23 protein-coding genes are annotated in these 22551 nt (G+C 70.5%); 19 read left to right on the plus strand and 4 right to left on the minus strand.

Annotated features, from left to right (window positions below):
* Positions 1–53: 53 nt before the first annotated feature.
* The 3 genes from ABC337_RS06120 to pyrE form a co-directional block, all read right to left on the minus strand.
* On the minus strand, positions 54–596 hold the full coding sequence (locus ABC337_RS06120) for a hypothetical protein (RefSeq protein WP_364136344.1): 543 nt from the start codon (positions 594–596) through the stop codon (positions 54–56).
* Positions 597–680: 84 nt separating this feature from the next.
* Positions 681–1454: a GAF and ANTAR domain-containing protein gene (locus ABC337_RS06125; protein WP_412884733.1), complete on the minus strand. Its 774-nt coding sequence runs from the start codon at positions 1452–1454 to the stop codon at positions 681–683.
* Positions 1455–1561: 107 nt separating this feature from the next.
* Positions 1562–2146 carry an orotate phosphoribosyltransferase gene (pyrE, locus tag ABC337_RS06130; RefSeq protein ID WP_412884732.1) on the minus strand — a complete coding sequence of 195 codons (585 nt, stop codon included), beginning with the start codon at positions 2144–2146 and terminating at the stop codon, positions 1562–1564.
* A 156-nt stretch (positions 2147–2302) separates the two neighbouring features.
* Here pyrE and acsA point away from each other — a divergent pair, with 156 nt between their 5' ends.
* From acsA to ABC337_RS06225, 19 genes are all read left to right on the plus strand, one after another.
* Complete coding sequence (gene acsA / locus ABC337_RS06135) at positions 2303–4126, plus strand: acetate--CoA ligase (RefSeq protein ID WP_412884731.1); 1824 nt, start codon at positions 2303–2305, stop codon at positions 4124–4126.
* A complete protein-coding gene (gene pdhA / locus ABC337_RS06140; protein WP_412884730.1) occupies positions 4123–5133 on the plus strand; it encodes a pyruvate dehydrogenase (acetyl-transferring) E1 component subunit alpha in 1011 nt (336 codons plus the stop codon). The genes acsA and pdhA overlap by 4 nt, the downstream gene beginning before the upstream one ends.
* On the plus strand, positions 5130–6110 hold the full coding sequence (locus ABC337_RS06145) for an alpha-ketoacid dehydrogenase subunit beta (protein WP_412884729.1): 981 nt from the start codon (positions 5130–5132) through the stop codon (positions 6108–6110). Before pdhA ends, ABC337_RS06145 begins: the two co-directional genes overlap by 4 nt.
* A gap of 7 nt (positions 6111–6117) precedes the next feature.
* Positions 6118–7599 (plus strand): dihydrolipoamide acetyltransferase family protein, encoded by a 1482-nt coding sequence (locus tag ABC337_RS06150; protein WP_412884728.1) that lies wholly within the window; start codon positions 6118–6120, stop codon positions 7597–7599.
* 23 nt (positions 7600–7622) lie between these two features.
* Entirely contained in the window at positions 7623–7865 is a 243-nt protein-coding gene (locus ABC337_RS06155) for an acyl carrier protein (RefSeq protein ID WP_364136330.1), read from the plus strand.
* Between the two features lie 18 nt (positions 7866–7883).
* Positions 7884–8156, plus strand: a complete 273-nt coding sequence (locus ABC337_RS06160) for an SHOCT domain-containing protein (protein WP_412884727.1) — start codon at positions 7884–7886, stop codon at positions 8154–8156.
* Positions 8153–8734, plus strand: a complete 582-nt coding sequence (locus ABC337_RS06165) for a sulfocyanin-like copper-binding protein (RefSeq protein WP_412884726.1) — start codon at positions 8153–8155, stop codon at positions 8732–8734. Before ABC337_RS06160 ends, ABC337_RS06165 begins: the two co-directional genes overlap by 4 nt.
* 710 nt (positions 8735–9444) lie before the next feature.
* Complete coding sequence (locus ABC337_RS06170; protein ID WP_412884725.1) at positions 9445–10074, plus strand: DUF305 domain-containing protein; 630 nt, start codon at positions 9445–9447, stop codon at positions 10072–10074.
* 128 nt (positions 10075–10202) lie between these two features.
* Positions 10203–11114, plus strand: a complete 912-nt coding sequence (locus tag ABC337_RS06175) for a F510_1955 family glycosylhydrolase (protein WP_412884724.1) — start codon at positions 10203–10205, stop codon at positions 11112–11114.
* Positions 11111–11413 carry a hypothetical protein gene (locus tag ABC337_RS06180; protein WP_412884723.1) on the plus strand — a complete coding sequence of 101 codons (303 nt, stop codon included), beginning with the start codon at positions 11111–11113 and terminating at the stop codon, positions 11411–11413. The genes ABC337_RS06175 and ABC337_RS06180 overlap by 4 nt, the downstream gene beginning before the upstream one ends.
* Positions 11414–11507: 94 nt before the next feature.
* Positions 11508–13067, plus strand: coding sequence for a multicopper oxidase family protein (locus ABC337_RS06185; RefSeq protein ID WP_412884722.1), 1560 nt, complete (start codon positions 11508–11510; stop codon positions 13065–13067).
* Between the two features lie 66 nt (positions 13068–13133).
* Entirely contained in the window at positions 13134–13478 is a 345-nt protein-coding gene (locus ABC337_RS06190) for an NADH-quinone oxidoreductase subunit A (RefSeq protein ID WP_412884721.1), read from the plus strand.
* Positions 13469–14563, plus strand: a complete 1095-nt coding sequence (locus tag ABC337_RS06195) for a hypothetical protein (RefSeq protein WP_412884720.1) — start codon at positions 13469–13471, stop codon at positions 14561–14563. The genes ABC337_RS06190 and ABC337_RS06195 overlap by 10 nt, the downstream gene beginning before the upstream one ends.
* The gene (locus ABC337_RS06200; RefSeq protein WP_412884719.1) at positions 14560–15489 is read left to right on the plus strand and encodes an NADH-quinone oxidoreductase subunit H; all 930 of its coding nucleotides are present in this window, start codon (positions 14560–14562) and stop codon (positions 15487–15489) included. Before ABC337_RS06195 ends, ABC337_RS06200 begins: the two co-directional genes overlap by 4 nt.
* Before the next feature lie 4 nt (positions 15490–15493).
* A complete protein-coding gene (locus ABC337_RS06205) occupies positions 15494–16111 on the plus strand; it encodes an NADH-quinone oxidoreductase subunit J (protein ID WP_412884718.1) in 618 nt (205 codons plus the stop codon).
* On the plus strand, positions 16111–16413 hold the full coding sequence (locus ABC337_RS06210) for an NADH-quinone oxidoreductase subunit NuoK (RefSeq protein WP_400160528.1): 303 nt from the start codon (positions 16111–16113) through the stop codon (positions 16411–16413). Before ABC337_RS06205 ends, ABC337_RS06210 begins: the two co-directional genes overlap by 1 nt.
* Complete coding sequence (locus ABC337_RS06215; RefSeq protein ID WP_412884717.1) at positions 16410–18245, plus strand: proton-conducting transporter transmembrane domain-containing protein; 1836 nt, start codon at positions 16410–16412, stop codon at positions 18243–18245. Before ABC337_RS06210 ends, ABC337_RS06215 begins: the two co-directional genes overlap by 4 nt.
* A 2-nt stretch (positions 18246–18247) precedes the next feature.
* Positions 18248–19735: a complex I subunit 4 family protein gene (locus ABC337_RS06220; protein WP_412884716.1), complete on the plus strand. Its 1488-nt coding sequence runs from the start codon at positions 18248–18250 to the stop codon at positions 19733–19735.
* 3 nt (positions 19736–19738) lie between these two features.
* On the plus strand, positions 19739–21187 hold the full coding sequence (locus ABC337_RS06225; RefSeq protein WP_412884715.1) for an NADH-quinone oxidoreductase subunit N: 1449 nt from the start codon (positions 19739–19741) through the stop codon (positions 21185–21187).
* A 5-nt stretch (positions 21188–21192) separates the two neighbouring features.
* On the opposite strand, the gene ABC337_RS06230 is transcribed toward ABC337_RS06225, so the two are convergent.
* Positions 21193–22446 (minus strand): FAD-dependent oxidoreductase, encoded by a 1254-nt coding sequence (locus ABC337_RS06230; protein ID WP_412884714.1) that lies wholly within the window; start codon positions 22444–22446, stop codon positions 21193–21195.
* Between the last annotated feature and the right edge of the window lie 105 nt (positions 22447–22551).

Below are 22551 nucleotides of genomic sequence, written 5' to 3' on the forward strand. Positions count from 1 at the left end.
AATGCTCCGGTTCGGGGAGTGCGGCGCCGCCGGGTCCGCGGCGCCCGGACAGGTCAGAGGGTTTCGGTTTCGCGGTCGAATTCGCGGCGGGACATCTCGAACCGGATGTCCTCGTAGTGGGCCAGCAGCTCGGAGGCGGCGCCGCGGGCGGGATCGTCGAGCTTGCTGAAGGCGTCGTCCGAGGCCGCCAGCAGTTCGGCGTCCGAGTACCGGCCCAGCGGACGGATTTTGGCGGCGTGGAAGTCGGCGGCGGCGAAGTCCAGGTCCTCGAAGACGCTGCCGGACGCGTCGGCTGAGCACTGCAGTTCCAGCGAGACCCCGGCGGAAAGGGGCGGCGCGCCGGAGAGGTCCAGCTGGCGGCTCTGGCCGTCGATGGCGTTGAGGTCGTGGCGCAGGCCGGCGAGGGCGGCGGATTCGACGAAGGGCGAGCGGGAGAGATCCACGCGGATGTGCCAGGTGAAACCGGAGCGGCGGATGCGCTGGATCAGCTGCAGGAGGGCCGGACGGGTTTCGCGGTTAAGGGTGCCAATAACATCGATCCGGACGATGTCGAGACCGACGTCGAGCTTTACGTGAGCGTTCAGGGATTGGTCCATAGGTACTCCAAAGAAGGTATCTTTGGCCGACGGCTCAACCTCGCTCAGACTATCGGCCGAATACTAGCGGCACAAGTTCCCGGATCAGCCCGCGGCTTGCCGGCCCGGCTCCTGATAGTGGGTCCGGGTGCCGGAACCACCCACGGACTTCACCAGCGAGGTCGCCACCTCACGGAGTTTGATGTTCCCGTGGTTGGAGGCGTCCGTCAGGATCCGCACCGCGGTCTCCTGGTCGCAGCGGTTCTGGGCCATGACGATGCCGATGGCCATGTCGATCACCGTGCGGGACTCCAGGGTGGCGCGCAGGTTGCTGGCGCTGTCCGCATGCAGCGAGCAGCGCACGGCCATGCGCAGCGCCTGGCTGATCTGCCGGGTGTAGTGGCGGGCCTTGTCGGCTGCCTCGCCGTCGAACTTGCGCGGGACGTCGGAGTAGAGGTTCAGCGCCGCCTGCGCCTCGCCCTGCAGGTGGAACGGGACGGAGAGCACCGAGCGCAGGCCGAACGAGGCGACGGCGTCGGCGTATTCGGGGCCCCAGCGCTCCTCGTCCAGCAGGTCGGGGACGTAGACCTCGCGTTCCTCCTGCGCCGCCGTCAGGCAGGGACCCTGGGCCAGCCGGTACTGGATCTCGTCGATCGCCCGGGCGTCGTCGCTGCTCCAGCCGATCGTGGCGGCCTTCCGGTCGCGCAGCAGGGTGATCCCGCAGAGCGCGTCCTCGCCGTCGCCGGCCACCTGGTGGGCGGAAAACCGCGCCAGCTCGTTCAGGAACTCCTCGAAGTCGCTGCTGTCGAGGATGAGGTCCTGGACCTGGTCTACCAGCGTTCCAGGGTCGGTTTCGGTGTGGTCATGGGAAGGGAGCATGGGCGGTGTTCTCCGGTTGCAGGCGCCGGGATGCCGGCGCGGGTGTTGAGGAAATGATAAGTCGGGCCCCAAACCCGGTCCAGAGGATTCCGCTGCAGGGAAAACCCTTATTCCAGGCCCAGTTCGTCCTTGCCGAAGGCGAACAGGTAGGGCACGCCGGCCTCGGCCTCGATCTTTTCCTTGGCACCGGTGGCCCGGTCCACGATCACGGCGACGGCCACCACGTTGCCGCCGGCCTTGCGCACGCCCTCGACCGCGGTCAGCGCGGAGCCGCCGGTGGTGGAGGTGTCCTCCAGGACCAAGACATTGCGGCCCTCCACGGAGGGGCCTTCCACCTGGCGGCCCATGCCGTAGGACTTCTGCGCCTTGCGGACCACGAACGCGTCCACCGGGCGGCCGGCGTCGACGGCGGCGTGCATCACCGCGGTGCCCACGGGGTCTGCGCCCATGGTCAGGCCGCCGGCGCATTCGAAGTGGATGCCGGCGTCGTCGAGCAGGGACAGCATGACCTGGCCCACCAGCTTGGAGGCCTCGTGGTGCAGGGTGATGCGGCGCAGGTCGATGTAGTAGTCGGCCTCGGCGCCGCTGGAGAGGATGACCTTGCCGCGGACGACGGCGAGTTCCTTGATCAGTTCCAGGAGGCGGGCGCGGGCGGCGGCGGCGTCGGCCGCAGTGTCAGTGGAGGCTGTCATGGCACCCAGTTTAGTGGCAGTACAGGCGCGGACGTGCCGCCCCGACCGGCCCCACGCGGCGCCGCCCGGACCCCGCGTTGTCTCCGCCCGGCCCCCGCTCTGGCGCCGGGACTAACGGCTCTTGGCACCGGCGGGGCGCGGGCGTCCGATGTAACCATGACGGCAGGAACCGCGCCCTCGCTCCGCTGGCCGGCCATCGGGAAAGATCCCGGCAGCTTCCGGGTCCGCCCCCATCTGGCCGATTACGATGCCGCCCGCGCCGCGTTCAGCTGGGACGAGGCCCGGCGGCAGCTCTCGGGGCTGCCGGGCGGCCGGGGCCTGAACATCGCGTACGAGGCGGCGGACCGGCACGTGGCGGCCGGGCTGGGCGGCCGGGAGGCGCTGCGGTTCATCCGGGCTGACGGCGGCGCCCACGCGCTGACTTACGCGGACCTGGCCGAGCGGAGCAACCGGTTCGCCGCGGCGCTGCGGGGCCTCGGCGTCGGCCGCGGCGAGCGCGTCTTCTCGCTCCTGGGCCGCAGCCCCGCCCTCTACACCGCCATGCTGGGCACGTTCAAGAACGCCAGCGTCTTCTGCCCCCTGTTCTCCGCGTTCGGCCCCGAGCCGGTGCGGCAGCGCCTGCAGCTGGGGGGCGCCCGCGCCCTGGTCACCACCCGGGCGCTGTACCGGCGGAAGATCGCCCCGCAGCGGGACGCCCTGCCGGAACTGCGGCACATCCTGCTCGCCGACGCGGACGGCCACCCGGAACCGGGCACGCTGGACCTGGCCGCGCTGCTGGCCGGGGCGCCCGCGGACGAAGAGATCGCCGCGACCCAGCCGGAGGACATGGCGCTGCTGCACTTCACCTCCGGGACCACCGGGACGCCCAAGGGTGCCATCCACGTCCACGACGCCGTCACCGCCCACCACGCCACCGGCACCTTCGCCCTGGACCTGCACCCGGAGGACATCTACTGGTGCACCGCGGACCCAGGCTGGGTCACCGGCACCTCCTACGGCGTCCTCGCCCCGCTCAGCCACGGCGTGACCAGCATTGTGGACGAGGAGGAAATCGACGCGGACCGCTGGTACCGGATCCTCGCCGGCGAGCGCGTCTCGGTCTGGTACACGGCGCCCACGGCCCTGCGGATGCTGATGAAGGCCGGGGCGGAGCGCGCCGCCGGCCATGACCTGTCCGCGCTGCGGTTCGTCGCCAGCGTGGGCGAGCCGCTGAACCCGGAGGTGGTCCTCTGGGGCCGGGAAGCCTTCGGCCAGCCCGTGCACGACAACTGGTGGCAGACCGAGACCGGCGGGATCATGATCGCCAACTTCGCCGCGACGGAGATCCGGCCCGGGTCGATGGGGCGGCCGCTGCCGGGCATCGAGGCGGCCCTGGTGGTCCGGGACGAGGCGGACAGGCCGGTGGTCCGGGACGGGGCCGCGGTGCTGGTCACGGACCCGAACGCCGTGGGTGAACTGGCGCTGCGGCCGGGCTGGCCCTCGATGTTCCGCGGCTACCTGAACGAGGAGGAGCGCTACCGGAAGTGCTTCGCCGGCGGCTGGTACCTCACCGGCGACCTGGCCCGGCGCGACGCCGACGGCTACTACTGGTTCGTGGGCCGCGGCGACGACGTGATCAAGTCCTCCGGGCACCTGATCGGCCCCTTCGAGGTGGAGAGTTCGCTGATGGAGCACGACGCCGTCGCCGAGGCGGGGGTGATCGGCGTCCCGGACCCGGTGGCCGGGGAGGTGGTGAAGGCGTTCGTGGAGCTCCGCCCCGGCGTCGAACCGTCCGAGGAGCTGCGGCTGGACATCATCGGGTTCGCCCGGAAGCGGCTGGGCCCGGCCGTGGCGCCGCGGTTGCTGGACTTCACCACGGCGCTTCCGAAGACCCGCAGCGGCAAGATCCTCCGCCGGCTGCTGAAGGCCCGCGAGCTGGGCCTGCCGGAGGGCGACACCTCCACCATCGAGTCCGGTCCGGCGTCCAGGGACCCGGCGTGAGCGGCCCGGACGCCGTGGAGCTGCTGCGGCAGATGCTCCGGGTGCGCCGGCTCGAGGAGAAATGCGTCGAGCTCTACAGTGCCGCCAAGATCCGCGGGTTCCTGCACGTCTACATCGGCGAGGAGGCGGTGGCCGCCGGGGTGCTGTCCGCGCTGGGTCCGGAGGACGCCGTCGTCGCCACCTACCGCGAGCACGGCCATGCCCTCCTGCGCGGGGTGTCCGCCGGCGCCATCCTGGCCGAGATGTACGGCAACGTCGAGGGCTGCTGCCGGGGACGGGGAGGGTCCATGCACCTGTTCGACGCCGCCACCCGCTTCTACGGCGGCAACGCGATCGTGGCCGGCGGGCTGCCCCTGGCGGTGGGCCTGGCGCTCGCGGACAAGCTGACAGGCCGGCCCCGCGTCACCGCCTGCTTCTTCGGCGAGGGCGCCGTCGCTGAGGGCGAATTCCACGAAAGCATGAACCTCGCCGCGCTCTGGCAGCTGCCGGTGCTGTTCTGCTGCGAGAACAACCTCTATGCGATGGGCACCGCGCTGGGCCGCTCCGAGTCGCAGACGGACATCGCACTCAAGGCCGCCGGCTACGAGATGGCCGCCTGGGCGGTGGACGGGATGGACGTGCTGGCGGTGGAGGACACCGCCCGCCGCGCGGTGGACGCGGTCCGGGCCGGCGGCGGGCCGCACTTCCTGGAGCTGCGCACCTACCGGTTCCGGGCCCACTCGATGTTCGACCCGGAACGCTACCGGGACAAGGCCGAGGTGGCGCGGTGGCAGGAGCGGGACCCGATCACACTGTTGCGCACCTCCCTGGCGGGTTCGGGCGATCTTTCCGACGCGGACTGGGAGGGGCTCCAGGCCGACGCCGACGCCGAGATCGCAGCCGGCGTCGCGTTCGCGGAGGCCGGGACGCCCGAACCGGTCGCGGACCTGGAACGCTTCGTCTACAGCGAGGCCGGCGCTTCAAGGGGTTCCGGTAGCGGCGCCGATACCTCCGGGAACCGGCCATGAAGTCCAGCTACCGGGAGGCCCTCCGCGCCGGAATCCGGGACGCGCTGCAGCGCGATGACCGGGTCTTCCTGATGGGTGAGGACGTGGGCGCGTACGGCGGCTCGTTCGCCGTCAGCCTGGGCCTACTGGAGGAGTTCGGGCCGGAGCGCATCCGGGACACCCCGCTCTCCGAGTCCGGCTTCGTTGGCGCCGGGATCGGGGCGGCCCTCGGCGGGATGCGGCCCATCGTCGAGATCATGACGGTCAACTTCAGCCTGCTGGCCCTGGACCAGCTGATGAACAATGCCGCCTCGCTGCTGCACATGTCCGGCGGGCAGTTCCACGTCCCGCTGGTGGTCCGGATGACCACCGGGGCGGGCCGGCAGCTCGGCGCCCAGCACTCGCACAGCCTCGAGGGCTGGTACGCGCACATCCCGGGGCTGCGGATCCTCGCCCCCGCCACCTTGGAGGACGCCCGCGGAATGCTCTGGACCGCGCTGGGGGACCCGGATCCGGTGCTGATCTTCGAACACGGCTCGCTCTACAACGTCCAGGGCGAGCTCGCCGAGGATGCCGGCGCCGTCGACATCACCACCGCCGCCGTCCGTCGGCCCGGCACGGACATCACACTCATCACCTACGGCGGGACGCTGCCGCTGACCCTGGAGGCCGCGGACCGGCTCGCCGGGGACGGGATCGACGCCGAGGTGCTGGACCTGCGCACCCTCCGCCCGCTGGACGAGGCCACCATCCTCGCCGCTGTGCGCCGGACCCGCCGCGCCGTCGTCGTCGATGAGGGTTGGCGCAGCGGCAGCATCTCCGCCGAGATCTGTGCCCGGCTTGGCGAGCAGCTTTTCTACGAGCTCGACGCACCGGTGGCCCGCGTGTGCAGCGCCGAGGTGCCCATCCCGTACTCCAAGCATCTGGAACTGGCGGCCCTCCCCTCGGCCGAGCGGGTGGTGGCGGCCGCGCACGGGGCGGTGGGGGCGCGTGGGTGACTTCCTGATGCCTTCCCTCGGGGCGGACATGGACCACGGAAAGATCGTCGAATGGCTGGTCAAGCCCGGGGACTACGTCCGCCGCGGCGACCTGGTGGCCGTGGTGGACACGGACAAGACCGTCATGGACATCGAGTCCTTCCAGGAGGGGGTGGTGGCGGAGCTGCTGGTGGGGCTGAACCAGACCGTGCCGGTGGGAACACCCGTGGCCCGGATCACCCAGACCCAGGCCGAGGTCCCCGGGGGGATGCCGGAGGCTCCTCCGGCGTCCGTTGCCCGGCCTGGCGCTGTGGTGCCACCACCCTCAACGCCGCCGGTTCGCTCCTCCACGGAACCGGTTCCTGCCGCCAGGCCGCCGGCCCCGGCACCGGTCGCGCCGCCGGTCCGGCACCTGGCCCACCGGCTCGGCGTGGACACGGACCGGATCCACGGGACCGGCCGGGACGGCGCCATCACCCGGGCCGACGTCGAACACGCCGCAGCGGCAAGACCCGGCCCTACCCGAGCTACGGCCGGCCCGCCGGAGCAGGGCCAGGCGGAAACGGGCACGGTGGAACCGAGCCGGGTGCGCGCGGCGCCTCGCGCCCGCCGCCTGGCCGCGGAGCTCGGCGTCGACCTTTCCAGGCTCGCCGGGACCGGCCCGGACGGCGCCATCACCGCCCAAGACATTCAACGCGCCGTCCAAGCGCGGCAGACACCGCCCGCTGCTCCACTGGCGGAGCCGCCCGCGGCGCCCGCCGCTCCCGAACAAGGCGGACAGCGACAAACCGTGCCGGAGCCGGCCGCCTCCGCACAGGTCGGCACCGAAACCCCGGCGACGGACCGGACCGCCGCGCTCCGGCGGGCGATCGGTTCGCTGATGTCACGCTCCAAACAGACCATCCCGCACTACTACCTCAGTGCCACGCTGGACCTGCGCGCGGCCATGGACTGGATGCAGCACGTCAACGCGCAGCGGCCCGTTGCCGCCCGGCTGGTCCCGTCCGCGCTGCTGCTCAAGGCCGCGGCGCTCGCCGCCCGGGACGTACCGGAGGTCAACGGCTTCTATGTCGACGACGAATTCCGGTTCAGCCCCGCGGTTCACCTGGGCGTGGCGGTGGCCCTGCGGCAGGGCGGCCTGGTGGCGCCGGCACTGCACGACGCGGACACCCTCACCCTGGACGAACTGATGGCCCAGCTGCGCGACCTGGTGGGCAGGGCCCGGGCCGGGCGGCTGCAGCGGGCCGAAATGGCGGACCCCACGCTCACCGTTACCAACCTGGGCGACCTCGGCGTCGACAGCGTCTTCGGCGTGATCTACCCGCCGCAGGTGGCGCTGCTGGGCCTCGGCCGGGTGCAGGAACAGCCGTGGGCGGAGAACGGGATGCTGGGCGTGCGGCACGCGGTGACCGCCACCCTCTCGGCCGACCACCGGGTCAGCGACGGCCTTCGCGGCGGCCGCTACCTGGCCCGGATAGGGGAACTGCTGCAAACGCCCGAAGAGCTTTGACCACGAGCGGGAACGGAGAGGCCATGAACGAACAGGACGCCCGGGAGGCGGTCCGCGCGGCGTTGCGGAAGGTGGCGCCCGACGTCGAACTGGACGACGTCGACGGCGGCGCACGGCTGCGCCAGGACCTGGAGCTGGACTCGCTGGACTTCCTCCGGCTGGTGGAAGTGATCGACACGGACACCGGGGTGGACATCCCCGAGCGCGACTACCCGGCCGTCGCCACGGTGGACGGACTGGTCGGCTACCTCGGCAGCCACGGGTAGGGATAGAGAGGCACTGTCATGATGAATGGTTGGTACGGAAACGGGTGGGGCCTCGGCGGCTGGATCGTTATGGCCTTGCTGATGCTGATTTTCTGGGGCGGCGTGATCACGGTGGTGGTGCTCCTCCTGCGGCGGCCCCATCACCCCGGCCACGGCTTCCCGGAGCGCGGCTTCCCGGAACAGCCCGCGCGCGACGACGCCGAGCGGATCCTCAACGAGCGCTTCGCCCGAGGGGAAATCGACGAGCAGGAACTCACCGCGCGGCGGGCGGCCCTGAGGCGCCGGGAGTGAGCGGGATCTCCCGGCGGGGCCAGAACCTTGTGGCGGGCGCCGCCGTCGTCGTCCTGACGGTGCTGTCCCTCCTGGCCGTTGGCCTCCTGGGCAATCCGGCGGGTCCCGGTGGCGGCGGCGGCCCCCTCGGCCGGCCGGTGGCCGGGTGTACCGTCCCGGGCCTGGCCGGAACCCAGGTCAATGTCACGCTGACCAATATTGGCGGCCCGGTCATGCGCCCGCGGAACGGCATGATGGGCGGGGCCATGCGGCTTCGGGCCGACCGCGGCACCGTCACCCACGGCACGGTCTCCTTCCTGGTGACCAACGCCGGGAACATCAGCCACGAGATGGTGATCCTCCCCCTGCCCGACAACCAGGTCCCCGGAACCCGTCCGGTCGGGCCGGACGGCACCATCGACGAAAGCGGCAGCCTCGGGGAGGCCTCCGGGACCTGCACCGAAGGCTCAGGCGAGGGAATCCTGCCCGGCACCTCGGGCTGGGTGACCCTCACGCTGCCGCCGGGCCGGTATGAGCTGGCCTGTAACCTCCCGGGCCATTACGAGGCCGGCATGTACACCCAGCTCACCGTCACCTGAGCCCGGCCGCGGCACGGAATACCGGGGGAAACTGTAGTCTGGAATGAGCAGGTTTCCACCAGGAGGGATGATTGCCGTGACCGGAAAGGCCGCTACCACCATGGCCGTCCTGAGCCGCGTGCGCCTCGTACTGCTGTCCCTGGCCCTGATAGCCGGCATCCTTGGCATGCACATCATGTCCTTCGCGCCCATGAGCGGCCACGGCGCCGAATCGGCCGCAACCGGTTCGGCATCCGGGGCGGGTTCCCAAGGCACAGTGCAGACCATGGTGTCCGCGGACGCCGCCGCTCACTCTGGCCACAGCGAATCAAGCACAGCGCCCGGCCATAACCACAGCCGAGCGCAGCAGCCGGGCTCCCTCGGCAACGAGGCCTGCACGGGAGATCACGGGTGCGCCGGTATGCACTCTATGGACGCGTCCTGCACCCCTGCCGCCCAGACAACATCACTTGAAGCCCCGATGCCTGGCACCGGTGTAACCGTCGTCAATCCCCCGGCCCATGCGCCGTTCCAGACGGCGGCCCTCTCCCACCGCCCCCTGAGTCCTTCGCCAGGGGATCTCTGCATCAGCCGGACGTAAAGGAAGAGGCCGCGCCGTGATCTCTCCGGCGCTCACCCCGTTGCCTTACCCCCACGGAAGCGCAGCGCGTCATTGACGAACGCCTCTTTCCCGTGCCTTCATGCGCCCGGGATAATCCGAAGGAACCCCGATGAAGACCCAGAAGTACCTTGCCCTGTCAGCCACCGCCGTCGCCGCCGCCATTGCCCTCGCCGGTTGCGCATCCGGCTCGAACGGAACCTCCGCCCCGATGAATTCCATGGACGGCATGGACCACGGGAGCATGTCCGGCAGTGCACCCGCCAGCAGCACCCTTGCCGCCGCCGCGGATCACAATGCTGCGGACACGATGTTTACCCAAGGCATGATCCCTCACCACCAGCAGGCCGTGGAGATGAGCGACCTGATGCTGGGTAAGAGCGATATCCCCGCACCGGTCAAGGAACTCGCTACCAGGATCAAGGCCGCCCAGGGCCCGGAGATCGCCACCATGACCGGCTGGCTCAAGACCTGGAACGAGTCCGCCACTATGGCCCCCGGCATGGACATGGGCGGCATGATGGGTGCGGACGACATGGCCAAACTCAAGGCCGCCCAGGGTACCGAGGCCGCGAAGCTGTTCCTGACCCAGATGATCGCCCACCACCAGGGCGCCGTCGCGATGGCCAAGACGGAAATCGCGCAGGGGAAGAACGCCGACGCGGTGTCTCTGGCCAAGAGCATCGTTACGGCCCAGGAAGCCGAGATCAAGGACATGCAGACCCTCCTGCCCACGCTCTAGGCAGCCTGCCCCGCCCTCCACGTGCCGCCGGTCCATTTGCCGGATTCGGCGGCACGTCAGGCGCCCGCACCCTCCCCGGGCGCGCCTTCCCGCAAAGCCTCATCCCACCACGCTTCCAGGAGCCTCGAATGTCTGTGCTTCGCAAACCCCGGAAACGCCCGACAGCAATGGTCTCGGCGGCCGTCGCAATAACCTTCCTGCTTCCAGCCTGCAGCTCCGCTCCGCCGTCCACGCCCATCGCGGTCTCCCCGCTGAACAATGCACTTCCCGACGCCCACGTCCATGGGCTCAGCGCTGATCCCGCCTCCGGGCAACTGCTCCTGGCTACCCATGAGGGCCTGTTCGACGTCACCAGCAGCCCGGCCGTGAAGATCGGGCCAACAAATGACCTGATGGGCTACGCCCCGGCCGGTGAACGGGGAGTTCTCTTTGCCTCCGGCCATCCCGGTCCCGGCACCGCGGCACCCGATCCCCTCGGCCTCATCAAGAGCACCGACGGCGGGAAGACGTGGCAACCCCTCTCACGTCAGGGTGAGTCAGACTTCCACGCACTCACCGTGACGGGATCCGGGCTCGTAGCCTTCGACGGCACCCTGCGGACCAGCACGGACGGCACCTCGTGGAAAGCCGTCGGGGTGGATTTCCACCCCGCAGCACTGGCGGGGCATCCCGGCAGTGGGGTTGTCCTCGCCACCGCCCAGGACGGGCTGCGGCGTTCAACCGACGGCGGCGCCACCTGGACGAAGGTCCCGGGCTCCCCCGTCATACAGTTCGCCACCTTCGCCAGCGTCCAGACCGCCGTAGGGGCCGCCCCCGACGGGGCCGTCTACCGCTCGGACGACGGCGGTGCGACCTGGAAGGCCGCAGGCAAGCCGACAGGCCCTGTCCAGGCGGTCGCCGCAAACCAGAGCAGCGACGGAAAGCTCCGCATCTGGGTGGCCACAGCGCAAGGGTTGGAAGTCTCCGCAGACGGCGGCCAGACTTTTTCCGCCTACGATCCCGCCGGTGCGGGCCCAGGCTCGACGGCGGTGACCCGGTGACGGGCATCCCGGAAACCGGACGGCAGGCGGCCCACGTCCTGCTCGATGCGGTATCGCTGTGGGACGAGAAGCCGGACCCGGAGCTCATCAACCGGGCCCTGGCCAGGCTGGGTGAGATCGGAGCCGTCCAGGCCCGGGGGCCCGCGGCCGCCGATCTGGAAGGCATCGACATTGACGTGACCCACCTCGTGGGAGGCGCCACCGTGGCGATCAGGTGGTTGGTGACTCAGTTGGCCGAAGCCCGCGGCGTCGAGGAATCGTCCATCATCTCCGACCTTCGGCTCCACCTCGATACCTGACCCTAGGGCAGCTGCCTCCCTGCATTCCGGCGCATGCCCCGGCAACCCCGACAACCCAGACTCCTCTGAAAGATACGAAATTATGCCCACCCCTATGAATCCCCGACTCAACCGGCGCAGCTTCCTCGGCCTCTCCGTGTCCGCGGCGGCTACCGCGGCTCTGGCAGCCTGCACCAGCTCGCCACCCACAGCAGACGCCCCGCGCAGGATCATGCCTGGCGATCCGGCCATCGCCGAACTGGAGGCCGGCCGGACTTCCACCGGCACCACCGTCAGCCAGAACCTCACCGCTGCACCGATTGCGGCTTCGATCGGCGGCAAGACCGTCAACACCTGGGGGTACAACAACGGCCTGGTTGCGCCGACCATCCGGGCGAAGGCCGGCGACAGGCTCCGCGTGGCCCTCAAGAACAACCTTCCGGACCCCACCAGCATCCACTGGCACGGTCTGGCGCTGCGGAACGACCAGGACGGCGTACCTCGCGTCACCCAGGATGCCGTCGCCTCGAACGCCGACTATTCCTACGATTTCCGGATCGCCCACCCGGGCACCTACTGGTATCACTCGCACGTGGAAATGCAGCGCGAACGCGGGCTCTACGGCGCCCTTATCGTCGATGACCCGGCCGAGAAGCTTGTCTACGACCGGGATTGGGTCATCGTCCTGGACGACTGGCTGGACGGCGTCACCGGCACCCCCGATGAGGTCCTCAAGGAGGTTTCCGGCGGCATGGGCGGCGGCTCCATGCCCGGAATGGATCAAGGGTCGATGGGCGGATCCATGGGTTCAATGCCGCCGCCGTCGCCGGGGTCCGGAACCCACATGTTGATGGGCTCACGCAGCGACTTCCTGGGCGGCGACGCCGGCGATGTCCGCTACCCCTACCACCTGTTCAACGGCAAGGCGCCCGACCAGGCCGAGGAGTTCCCGGCCAAAGCCGGCGAGGTCATCCGGCTGAGGATTATCAATGCCGCCGGGGACACCGCCTACCGGGTCGGCACGCCCGGCCGGAAGCTCACCCTCACCCACACGGACGGCTTCCCGGTGGTGCACAAGGACGTCGACGCCGTGGTCCTCGGTATGGGCGAACGCATTGATGCCCTGGTCACGGTGGGGGACGGCTACACCCCGGTCCTGGCCCTGCCCGAAGGAAAAATCGGCCAGACGGTCGGTTTCATCAGCACGGGGACGGGGAAGCGGCCCCTGCCGGCGACGCTACCCATCGCCCTCGACGGCGACGTGGTGGACGGCGGCCAGTTGACGGCAGACCCGTCGGTCGCGCTGCCGGCGAAGACCCCGGACAGGTCCCACGTCCTCAAGCTCACGGGCGGGATGATGAAGTACGACTGGGGCATCAACGGCCGGCGGTTCGACATGAACGACCCCCTGCGCGACGCCTTCGATATTAGGCGCGGAGAGCGGGTAGAAGTGCAGTTCGTCAATGAGACCACCATGTGGCACCCCATGCACCTCCACGGCCACACCTTCCAGGTGGGCGCCGATGGCGCCAGAAAGGACACCGTCATCGTCAGGGCCGGCCAGACCGTTACCGTGGTCTTTGATGCGGACAACCCCGGCCAGTGGCTGACGCACTGCCACAACGCCTACCACGCCGAGCGCGGCATGATGGGCGTCATCTCGTACGTGGTCTGAGAACGGAAGAGGAACCCGGTGCGCTGGTCAGCGGCCGGAAGCGGGCGAAGGGAAGGGTGATTGTCGATGTACTGGGGAATCCTGAGCATGCTGGGGCTGGTCCTGGCAGGCGTCGGAGGCTTATATGCCTTCGCCAAACTCACCGCCGTCGCGCGCAATCCGCTGATCAGCCGACCGTTCCTCAGCGGCTGGATCCCAGACCAGCACGCTCTGTCCCGCTATCACGCCCGCTACTACCCCGTGACCCTGGTGTTTCTGGCCTTCGACGTCGAAATGCTCTTCATGTACCCGTGGGCGGCAGTGGTGGGCCGGCTCGGACCGGGCGCCGTGATCGAGATGTTTGTCTTCCTCGGAGTGCTGATGGCCGGTGTGGTCTGGGCGTGGCGGGAAGGGGCGTTCAAATGGGTCTGAAAAACGTCCTGGGCAGGCTCGCGACGACCCGCTGTCATGTTCTGATCGTCGAGGCGCCCGGTTATGCCTCGGTCCGAATGGCTGTGGAGCAGGACCTGGTGAGGCGCGGCTGGGTGCCCGCGCTCTCCCCCGCGGACGCGGACATCCTCTGTGTCTGCGGGGAACCCGCAGCCGACCTCGCCGAGGTCCTGAGCCGGATCTGGGATGAGCTTCCCGCGCCCCGGGCCAGAACAACTGTCGTGTCAGCCGCTGACATTGACGGGGCGCTGACCGCGTGCGCCCGGGAACTCGCCAATCCCGAACTTCAGGCCGCCCAGGCCGGCGAGCGGAAGAACGACGCCGGCTCACCGACGGCCGGGGACCACGACGCGATGGACGACGGCGAGATGGACCACAGCGGCATGGATCACGGCGGCATGGACATGCCGATGCCGGACGGAATCGCCCTCGCAGGTCAGGGCGCGGACCGGGACGGCCTGGACCTGGACGAGCTGCAGGTGCCCTTGGGTCCGGTGCTTCCCTTCTGGCCCGCCGGCCTGGTGCTGCGCTGCAGGCTGCAGGGCGACGTCGTGATGTCCGCACAGGCCGAATGGCTGACGGTCGGCCCCGGAGCAGAGGCAACCGTGGCCGACTCCCGGGCGGTGGTGGTGCATCAGACCGATCTGGCCGCCCGGCTCCTGCGGCTCGCGGGAAGCGCCGATGCGGCCGGACGGATGGAGCGGATCCGAAACCAGGCGCTGGCAAACGGTTCCACAGCCGCCAGCCACGGCCCTCTCACTGCCGAACTATCGCGGCTGAAGCGGTCCTTCCTGCTGCGCCGGGCCCTGCGGGGCGTGGGACGCGTCGACACGGATGAACCACGCCCTGAGGCGGGCACCGACGCGTGGGACCGCCTGCTCGGCATGGTCGAGGGGGCAGTCTCCGCTGCCGCGGGGGTGCAGCAGCCGCCGCCCCGGCTTAGCCGGCATCTGGACGCCGCGCTGCTGGCGGACCTGGCGGCCGGGCAGGAACTCGGGCGGGTCCGGCTCATCGTTGCAAGTCTTGATCTGTCCCCGGTCGCGGCGTTGACGGCGGCAGCCCGGTGAGCGGCGTCGTGCAGGTGGCCCCGGTCTGGGCCGCGGCTGCGGTGCTCCTGACGGTACTGGCGGGTGTTGCCGGGGCGGTCTTCGACGCCGGGGTGCAGGCGCGCTCGGATGGCCGCCGGGGCGGGCTGCTGGCGCCCTTCGCGGAAACGGCGCGGCTCCTTCGCCAACCACGCCGGTCCTGGCTCTCGGCCGACGTCCTGTTGTGGCGGATCGGAACGGCGGGCCTGCCGGTCATCGCCGTGCTGATGGCCGCGGTCCTGCCGTTCGGATCCTGGGTCATCGCGGACCTGCCGATCGGGCTGGTCTGGTTCAACGCCATGGACGTCATGGTCTGGGCTGCGGTCTGGCTGGCAGGGTGGGGTCCCAATTCCGCCCACGCGATGATCGGAGGCTACCGTTTCCTCGGGTTGGCCCTCGGGTACGAGCTGCCCCTGATGTTCGCCCTGACCGCACCGGCGGTCGCGGCGGGGAGCCTGCGCATGGCGGATATCGTGGCGGACCAGGAGACCCTCTGGTACGTGGCCTGGATGCCCGTCGCCTTCCTGGTTTTCTGCGCCGCGGTGCTGGCCTTTTCGCTGCACCGGCCTTTCGATGCCCCGGCCGGGGCGGACCTTGCCGGAGGGGTGCTTGCCGAGGCCACCGGCGTGGACCGCCTCCTGCTGCTCGCCGGCCGGCACATGCTGCTGGCTGTCGGTTCGGGCTTCGCCGTCGCCCTGTTCCTGGGTGGAGGCGCGGGTCCGCTCCTGCCCGGCTGGGTTTGGTTTCTGGTGAAAACGCTGGTGCTGCTGGGCGTGCTGCTCGTCGTCCGCCGGCGTCTGGGTCCTCTCAGACCCGAGCAGCTAATGGCCCCGGCCTGGCTCGTGGCGCTGCCGGCCGTGCTCGCCCAGCTTGCCGTCGTCGCCGTCGTTGCTGTTGCGAGAGGTTGAAAACATGCTGACCACCGTTATTTTTGCCGCACTTGCCCTGATCGCCGTAGCCGCCGGCATAGCCGTGTTCCGCACGGATTCCATGGCGCGGGCCACCTACGCCCTGGCTGTGTCCTTCGTCGCCGTCGGCGCCATGATGCTGCAGTTCGGCTTGGACTACATCGGCGTGGTGACGATCCTGATGATGGTGATGGAGATGGCCATCATGGCCATCTTCATGGTCATGTTCATGGGGATGAACCCGGCGTTGATGCCCATGGACATGGTGCACAACAAACGGGGTTCCCTCCTGATCGCGGGCGGCGTCTTCGTAGTGTTAGCCGCGGGGGCGTTCCTGGTGCCCTGGCCGGCCCGCCGCGGCGCCCCTGCCGTGGACCTCACGGCCTCGCTGGGCGAGGCGATCATGGGCAACAAGATGCTCGTGATGCTGACGGTGAGTCCGGTGCTGTTCGCCACCCTCGTCTCCGCCGTGGTCCTTGCCAATCCCCGCGGCCGCTACCGGGACCACCCCCCGCCCCTGGCTGCCCCCGGGGATGCCGCCGGCGGCACGGATCTCGGCGGGACCGGATCCGACGGCGGGACCGCCCCGCACGATCATGGACACCATGGAGGTGGGCGCTGATGAGCTTGCCCCTGGTTTTGGTGGCTGCCGCCGCGCTCTTCAGCGTGGGACTTTACGGCGCGCTGTCCCAGCAGGTGGTCGTCATGGTCATGATGGGACTGGAACTGATGATCAACGGAGTCATCCTGGCCGCCGCCGGCTTCTGGTGGTTCCTCGCCCCCGCACCGGACGGCCAGGTGCTCCTGCTGGTCGTGATCGCGGCGATGACGGTCGAAATGGCGCTGGGATTTGCCGTGGCGACACTGTTGCACCGGTCCCAGCAGACGGACATGACGGACATGGCCACGGAGCTCTCCGAATGAGCGTCCTCTTGATCCTCGCGATCCTCCTTCCGGCCGCCGCCGGTGCCGGGCTGTGCGTCGCCGGCCACCGGGCCGACCGCATCGCGCCGGGCACCGCCATTGGGGTCTCCCTCCTGGTGCTCGCCGCTACCGCGGCGCTGGCCGCCGCCCGGCCTTCCTGGAGCGCGCCGTTCATGGCCGGAACCTCCTTCGGGCTCACCGTGGACGGCCTCACGGCCCTCATCCTCCCGGTCGTGGCCGCGGTGACGCTGCTGGTGCTGGTCTTCGCCGCGGCTGAGGGGACCCCCGCCGCCGCCCGCTTCCACGGCCTGATGCTCCTCTTCTCCGCCGCGGTCCTGGTGACGTTGACGGCGGCCACGTTAGCGGCGCTCCTTTTCGCCTGGGAACTCATGGGGGCAGCCTCTTTCGCGCTGATCGGCTTCAACTGGCGTGACAGCCACCGCGTCGGCTCCGGCCTGACCGCCTTTATCACCACCCGAACCGCCGACCTGGGGCTGTACCTTGCGGCGGGAGCGGCGTTTGCCGGCGGCGGAACGCTGGACCTTGGCTCCCTCGCGGGCCTGCCCCCGGGATGGCGGGACGCCGCTACGGCCGGAATCCTGGCCGCCGCCCTCGGTAAGGCCGCCCAGCTGCCATTCAGCTTCTGGCTGTCCCGCGCCATGGAGGGCCCCAGCACGGTCAGCGCGCTGCTGCATTCGGCCGCCATGGTCGCCATGGGCGGCTACCTGCTGCTGCGGACCCAGCCTCTGCTCGCCGCCACGGCCTGGGGCCCGACGACGGCGGCCTGGGCCGGCGCCGCCACGGCCGTCCTGTTGGGGGTCATCGCGCTCGCGCAGGAGGATCTGAAGCAGTTGCTCGCCGCGTCCACGGCCGCGCAGCTCGGGTTCGTCGTGATGGGTGCCGGCGTCGGCGACGTGGCCGGCGGCGCCGCGCACCTGATGGCCCACGCGGCGACGAAGGCTGCGTTGTTCCTCTCCGCCGGGGCCTGGCTGGCCGCCCTGGGCACCAAGCAGCTTCCGGCGCTCCGGGGTGCCGCGCGCCGCTGGCCGGTCCTGGGGGCCGCCTTTACCGTCGGGGCGCTGAGCCTGGCCGGGATGCCGCCCCTGTCCCTCTGGGCCACCAAGGACAATGTGCTCGCCGCCGCCCTTGAGGTATCCCCGGCCCTGTATGCCGCAGGCCTCGCCGGTGCCGCATTGTCCGCGGCTTACGCCGGCAAGGCCCTGGCCTTGGTGTGGCGGCCCCTGCCAGCAGATGCAGCCGCCGCCTACGACACGGAAGAGAAGGGCACGCGCCGGGTGGAGCCCGGGCAGATTCTTCCGGTCGCTGCCCTGGCCGCCGCGGCCGCCGTCGGTGGCCTGCTGGTCTCCGGCCCGGTCGGCAGGGCCGTCAGCGCCGCCGTGGGTGGCGGCGCGGAGCCGGGCGTTGCCGAATTGATCACGTCCGCGGCCCTGGCCGTCGCGGTCCTGGCCTACAGCCTGTGGCGTCCCGCCTCCGTCCGGGCCGGGCACGCGGCGGACTGGTTCGGACTGGAGCGGGCCGCGGCCGCCGTCGTGGTCCGCCCGGTTGAGCGGGCCGCGCACGCCCTGGCGCTGTTCGATGACCGGGTCCTGGACCGCGGCGTTATGGCGATGGCCCGGACGATCGTCAAGGCCGCCGGTCCCGCGTCCCGGGCCGATGCCGCGGTAGACCGTGGCGTCGAAGCCGTGGCCCGCGGCTTCCGCAGCGCGGGCCGGCAGGCCAAGCGGCCGCAGACCGGTTTGATCCACCAGTATTACGCCCAGGCGGTGCTGCTCCTCGTGGGTGCCGCGGTTCTCCTGATTTTCGTGAGGTAAGTGTGCTTAGCCTGATTATTGTGTTGCCACTGGCTGCAGCGGCGGTGCTGGCCGGACTGCCCCGGCTGAAGGACTCCGCGGCACGGACGGTGTTCGCCGCGACGGCGGGCGTGGAGGCCGTGCTGGCCGTCGGCCTCTGGGCCGGTTACCGCGACCCCGGGCCGGGCGGCCTGGCCTACGAGGAACGACTGCGGTGGATACCCAATGTCGGCAGCAGCTACCACCTGGGCGTGGACGGCTTGTCGCTGCCGCTGCTGGTGCTGTCCACGGTCATCTTTCTGGCCTGTGCCGTCTATGACTGGAAGTCCCGGGACCGGGTCAGGGCCCGGTCGGCGCTCTTCCTGTTCCTGGAGACAACCTGCCTCGGCCTGTTCGCGGCGCAGGACCTGATCCTGTTCTTTCTTTTCTTTGACCTATCGATCGTGGCGATGTACTTCGTCATCGCCGGATGGGGCCACGGAGACCGCGCCCGCTCCGCCATGAAATTCTTCCTCTACACCTTCCTTGGCTCCCTCGCCCTGCTGGTTGGCTTCATCGGCCTGTACCTGGGCGCCGATCCCCACACCTTCGACATTCCCGAACTCGCCGCGGCGAACGCTTTCCGCAGCAACCCCGCCGGCGGCTTCGTGCTCGCCGCGATTCTCCTGGGCCTGGCGGTCAAGACACCCACCGTGCCGTTCCATACCTGGCTGCCTCCGGCCCATACCGATGCCCCGGCCACGGGTTCCGCGGTGCTGGCCGGAATTCTGCTGAAGATGGGCACCTACGGGTTTGTCCGGATTGCCATGCCGCTGCTGCCGGAGGCCTGGCGGGCCTGGTCCCCGGCCATCCTCACCGTCGGGATCCTTTCGGTCCTGTACGGCGCCCTGGTCGCGCTGGCCCAGAGCGATCTGAAGCGGATGATCGCGTATACCTCGGTGAACCACATGGGCTACATCCTGATCGCCCTCGGAGCGGCCGGAGCCGCCACGGGCGCGGGGTCAACGGTCCGCGCCACAGCCGTCACCGGCGCCGTCACCCAAATGGTCAGCCACGGCCTGATCACCGGGGCGCTGTTCCTGCTGGCCGGGGTCCTGCAGGACCGGGCCAAGACCTACGACATGGGTGCCTTCGGCGGGCTGGCGGCGCCGGCACCGAAGTTTGCCGGCTTCTTCGCCGTCGCGGCGTTCGCCTCCCTCGGCCTCCCGGCCTTCAGCGGCTTCATCGCCGAGTTCCAGATCTTCGCCGGAAGCATCGGGGCCGTCCCGCTCACCGCCATTGCACTGCCGGGGATCGTGACCACCGCGGCGCTGTTCCTCCGCGCCCTTCAGAGGATATTTACCGGCCCGGTCAAGGGCAGGGCCGAGGGGTTCACGGACCTCCGCCCGGCGGAGATGCTCTCCGCAGGGTCCCTGCTGGTCCTCTCAGCCGTCGTCGGAGTCTTCCCCGCGCCCCTGCTGGCTGTCATCACCCCGGCGGCCGACGCCATAGTTACCCTGGTTCGGCGGTAACCGGTGACTCTTCTACTCCTGACCGAAGCCGCACATTCGGGCCCGGACCCGCTGGCCCTGCTGCCGGAGATCTTCCTGCTGGCCGGCGCCATCACCGCCCTGCTCACCGGTTCCTTCCTGGCCCGCCAGCGGCAGTGGATCACCCGGCTCATCGCCATTGTGGCGCTGCTTGGCGCGGCTGCCGCTGCCGTGGCCGCCCTCGGCGCGCCGGTGTCCAGCGTGTACGACGGCAGCTACACCGTCGACGCCGCCACCGGGGCGGCCCGGCTGATAGTGGCAGTCTCCGCGCTGCTGGTTATCCTGCTCGGCCGGGACGAACTCAAGGGAACCGACAGGGAAAGCGAACACCACGCCCTTGTCCTGCTCGCCGCGCTGGGCGCCGTCGTACTGGCCGGCACCAGCGACCTGCTGGTCCTCGCCGTCGCATTCCTCTTGGCCAGCGTTCCCCTGTATGCCCTGATCGGAATGAACCGAACCCGGAGCGGGGCGGAGGCGGCCCTCAAGACCTACCTCATGGGCGCGCTGTTCGGCATTGCGCTGCTTCTGGGAGTGACCATCACGTACGGGCTCGCCGGGACCACCGGCTACGCGGGCCTGGCGGCCGGCTTGGCCAGTGCGCCCGGCGCCGCGATCGCCGTCGGCCTCCTCGGCATCATCGCCGGGCTGATGTTCAAGGCGGGCGCCGTGCCGGGCCACTTCTGGGTCCCCGACGCCGCCCAAGGTGCGGGAACGGCCAGCGCGGCCTTCGCCACCACTGTGCCCAAAGTGGGCGGATTCATCGCCGCCTACCGTTTGTTGGAGGCGGTCCACGGGACGGTGAACTGGCCCCTGCTGATCGCCGTGCTGGCCGCGCTGACCATGACCCTGGGGAACCTCGCCGCCTACACCCAGGACGATCCGCGACGGCTGCTGGGCTGGTCAACCGTGAGCCAGGCGGGCTACCTGCTCATGCCCGTCGCCGTCGCCGGGAGCGTGCCCCTGGCCCTGCCGGCGCTGCTGGTCTATCTCGCCGGCTATGCCGTGTCCAACCTGGCCGCCTTCGCAGTCACAGCCGCGTACCCTGACCGGCGCACCCTCGCCGGGTTCCAGGGCTTGGGCAGTGCCCGGCCCTGGCACGCCGGGGCCCTGGTCGTCGCGCTCCTCAGCCTCGTGGGGACCCCGCCCGCCGCCGTGTTCCTCGGCAAACTGACGGTCTTCACGGCGGCCTTGGACGGAGGGTTCTGGTGGCTGACGGTCATCGCCGCCGTGAACACTATCGCCAGCCTGTTTTATTACCTGCGCTGGATCGCCCCCGTCTTCCGGGCAGCCGGCCCCGACACGCCGGGCGCCGGCGACTTCTCACCCCGGCCGTGGGCTTCCCGGACAGCCGTTGGCGCGGCCGTCCTCATCCTCGTCATCGGCATCACCGCCGGCCTCACCTGGGCAACCTTCGCGGGACCACCACACGGCTGACGGCGCTAGGCCCGGGCCTGCGGGCTTGCCCCGGCGCGGCGCGCAAACGCCGGGGCATGCTCGGGCAACGGCCCGAAGCCGATCAGCCGTGGCATCAGGCCGCGGATGGCCGGGAGCCGGCGGGCCAGCAGGATCACGAGGCCCGGCACCCTGGTCCGCTTCCCGGCCATCACCGGACCAAAAATCGCCCGGTGCATCAGGCGCTGCGCGGTCTGCACGATCACGGTGGGCGGGCGACGCCGTCGTTCCACCTTCTCCAGGTCCCCGGCACCGACGGTGCCCCGCAGCAGGGCCGGGGCCAGCAGCTTCGCGGCGGCGACGGCATCCTGGATGGCGAGGTTGATGCCGACGCCGCCCGCCGGGGACATAGCGTGGGCCGCATCGCCGATGCAGAGCAGCCCGTTCAGGTGCCAGGACCGCAGCCGGTCCAGCCGGACGTCCAGCCAGTGCAGGTCATCGAGGGACCCGATGGCATCCACCCGGTCGGCGAGGTCGGGCCGCAGCGCCGCGATCCGCCGTCGAAAGCCCTCCACCCCCTCGGCCCGGATCCGCGCGTCCGCTCCCTTGGGCGCCAAGTACGCGATCTGGTAGTAATCGGTGCGGTTGAGGGCGATCAGCGCCTCGCCCGGGCCGAGTGCCGGGATCAGGCCAGCCACCTCGCCGGCTTCCTCGGCATGCCGCGGGAGCCTGAACCACCATGTGTCGAAGGGGACGGGGAACTCCCTCGGGGCCAGGCCGGCCGCGGCCCGGAGCGCGGAATGCCTGCCGTCGGTCGCCACCACCAGGTCCGCCCGCAGGTCTTCCTCACTGCCGTCCGGTCGGCGCAGGCGGATGCCGCGGACCCTCCCGCCGTCTCGGATCAGGCCGGTGGCGGAGTGGCTCATCAGCAGGGTGAAGCCGGGCTCCTCGGCCGCGGCCGCCGCCAGGAAGTTCAGGAAATCCCACTGCGGCATCATGGCGATGTAGTCGTACGGGGGCTTCAGCAGCGCGAAGTCGCCCAGGGTCACCGGCGGACCGCCCGGCACCGGCAGGACCACGCTCCGCAACTTGCTCTGTGGCAGCCGGCGGAACTCCTCACCGAGTCCCAGCTCGTCGATCAGCCGGACCGTGGACGGGTGGACGGTGTCGCCGCGGAAGTCGCGGAGGAAGTCGGCGTGTTTTTCCACGACCGTCACGCGCACGCCGGCCCGCGCCAGCAACAGGCCCAGCATCAGGCCGGCCGGACCGCCGCCCGCCACCACACATCCCGTGGACTCCATGGCCATACGCTACGCCGGTCCGGACCCGGGCGGCAGGGCCGGGGAGGGCGCATTTCCGCGCGGGTTCCGGACCGCCGCGGCGGAAACGGACCGGCGCACCCCGGG

The sequence above is a fragment of the Arthrobacter phoenicis genome, from assembly GCF_047238215.1.
In the GTDB taxonomy this organism is placed as follows: Bacteria; Actinomycetota; Actinomycetes; order Actinomycetales; family Micrococcaceae; genus Arthrobacter.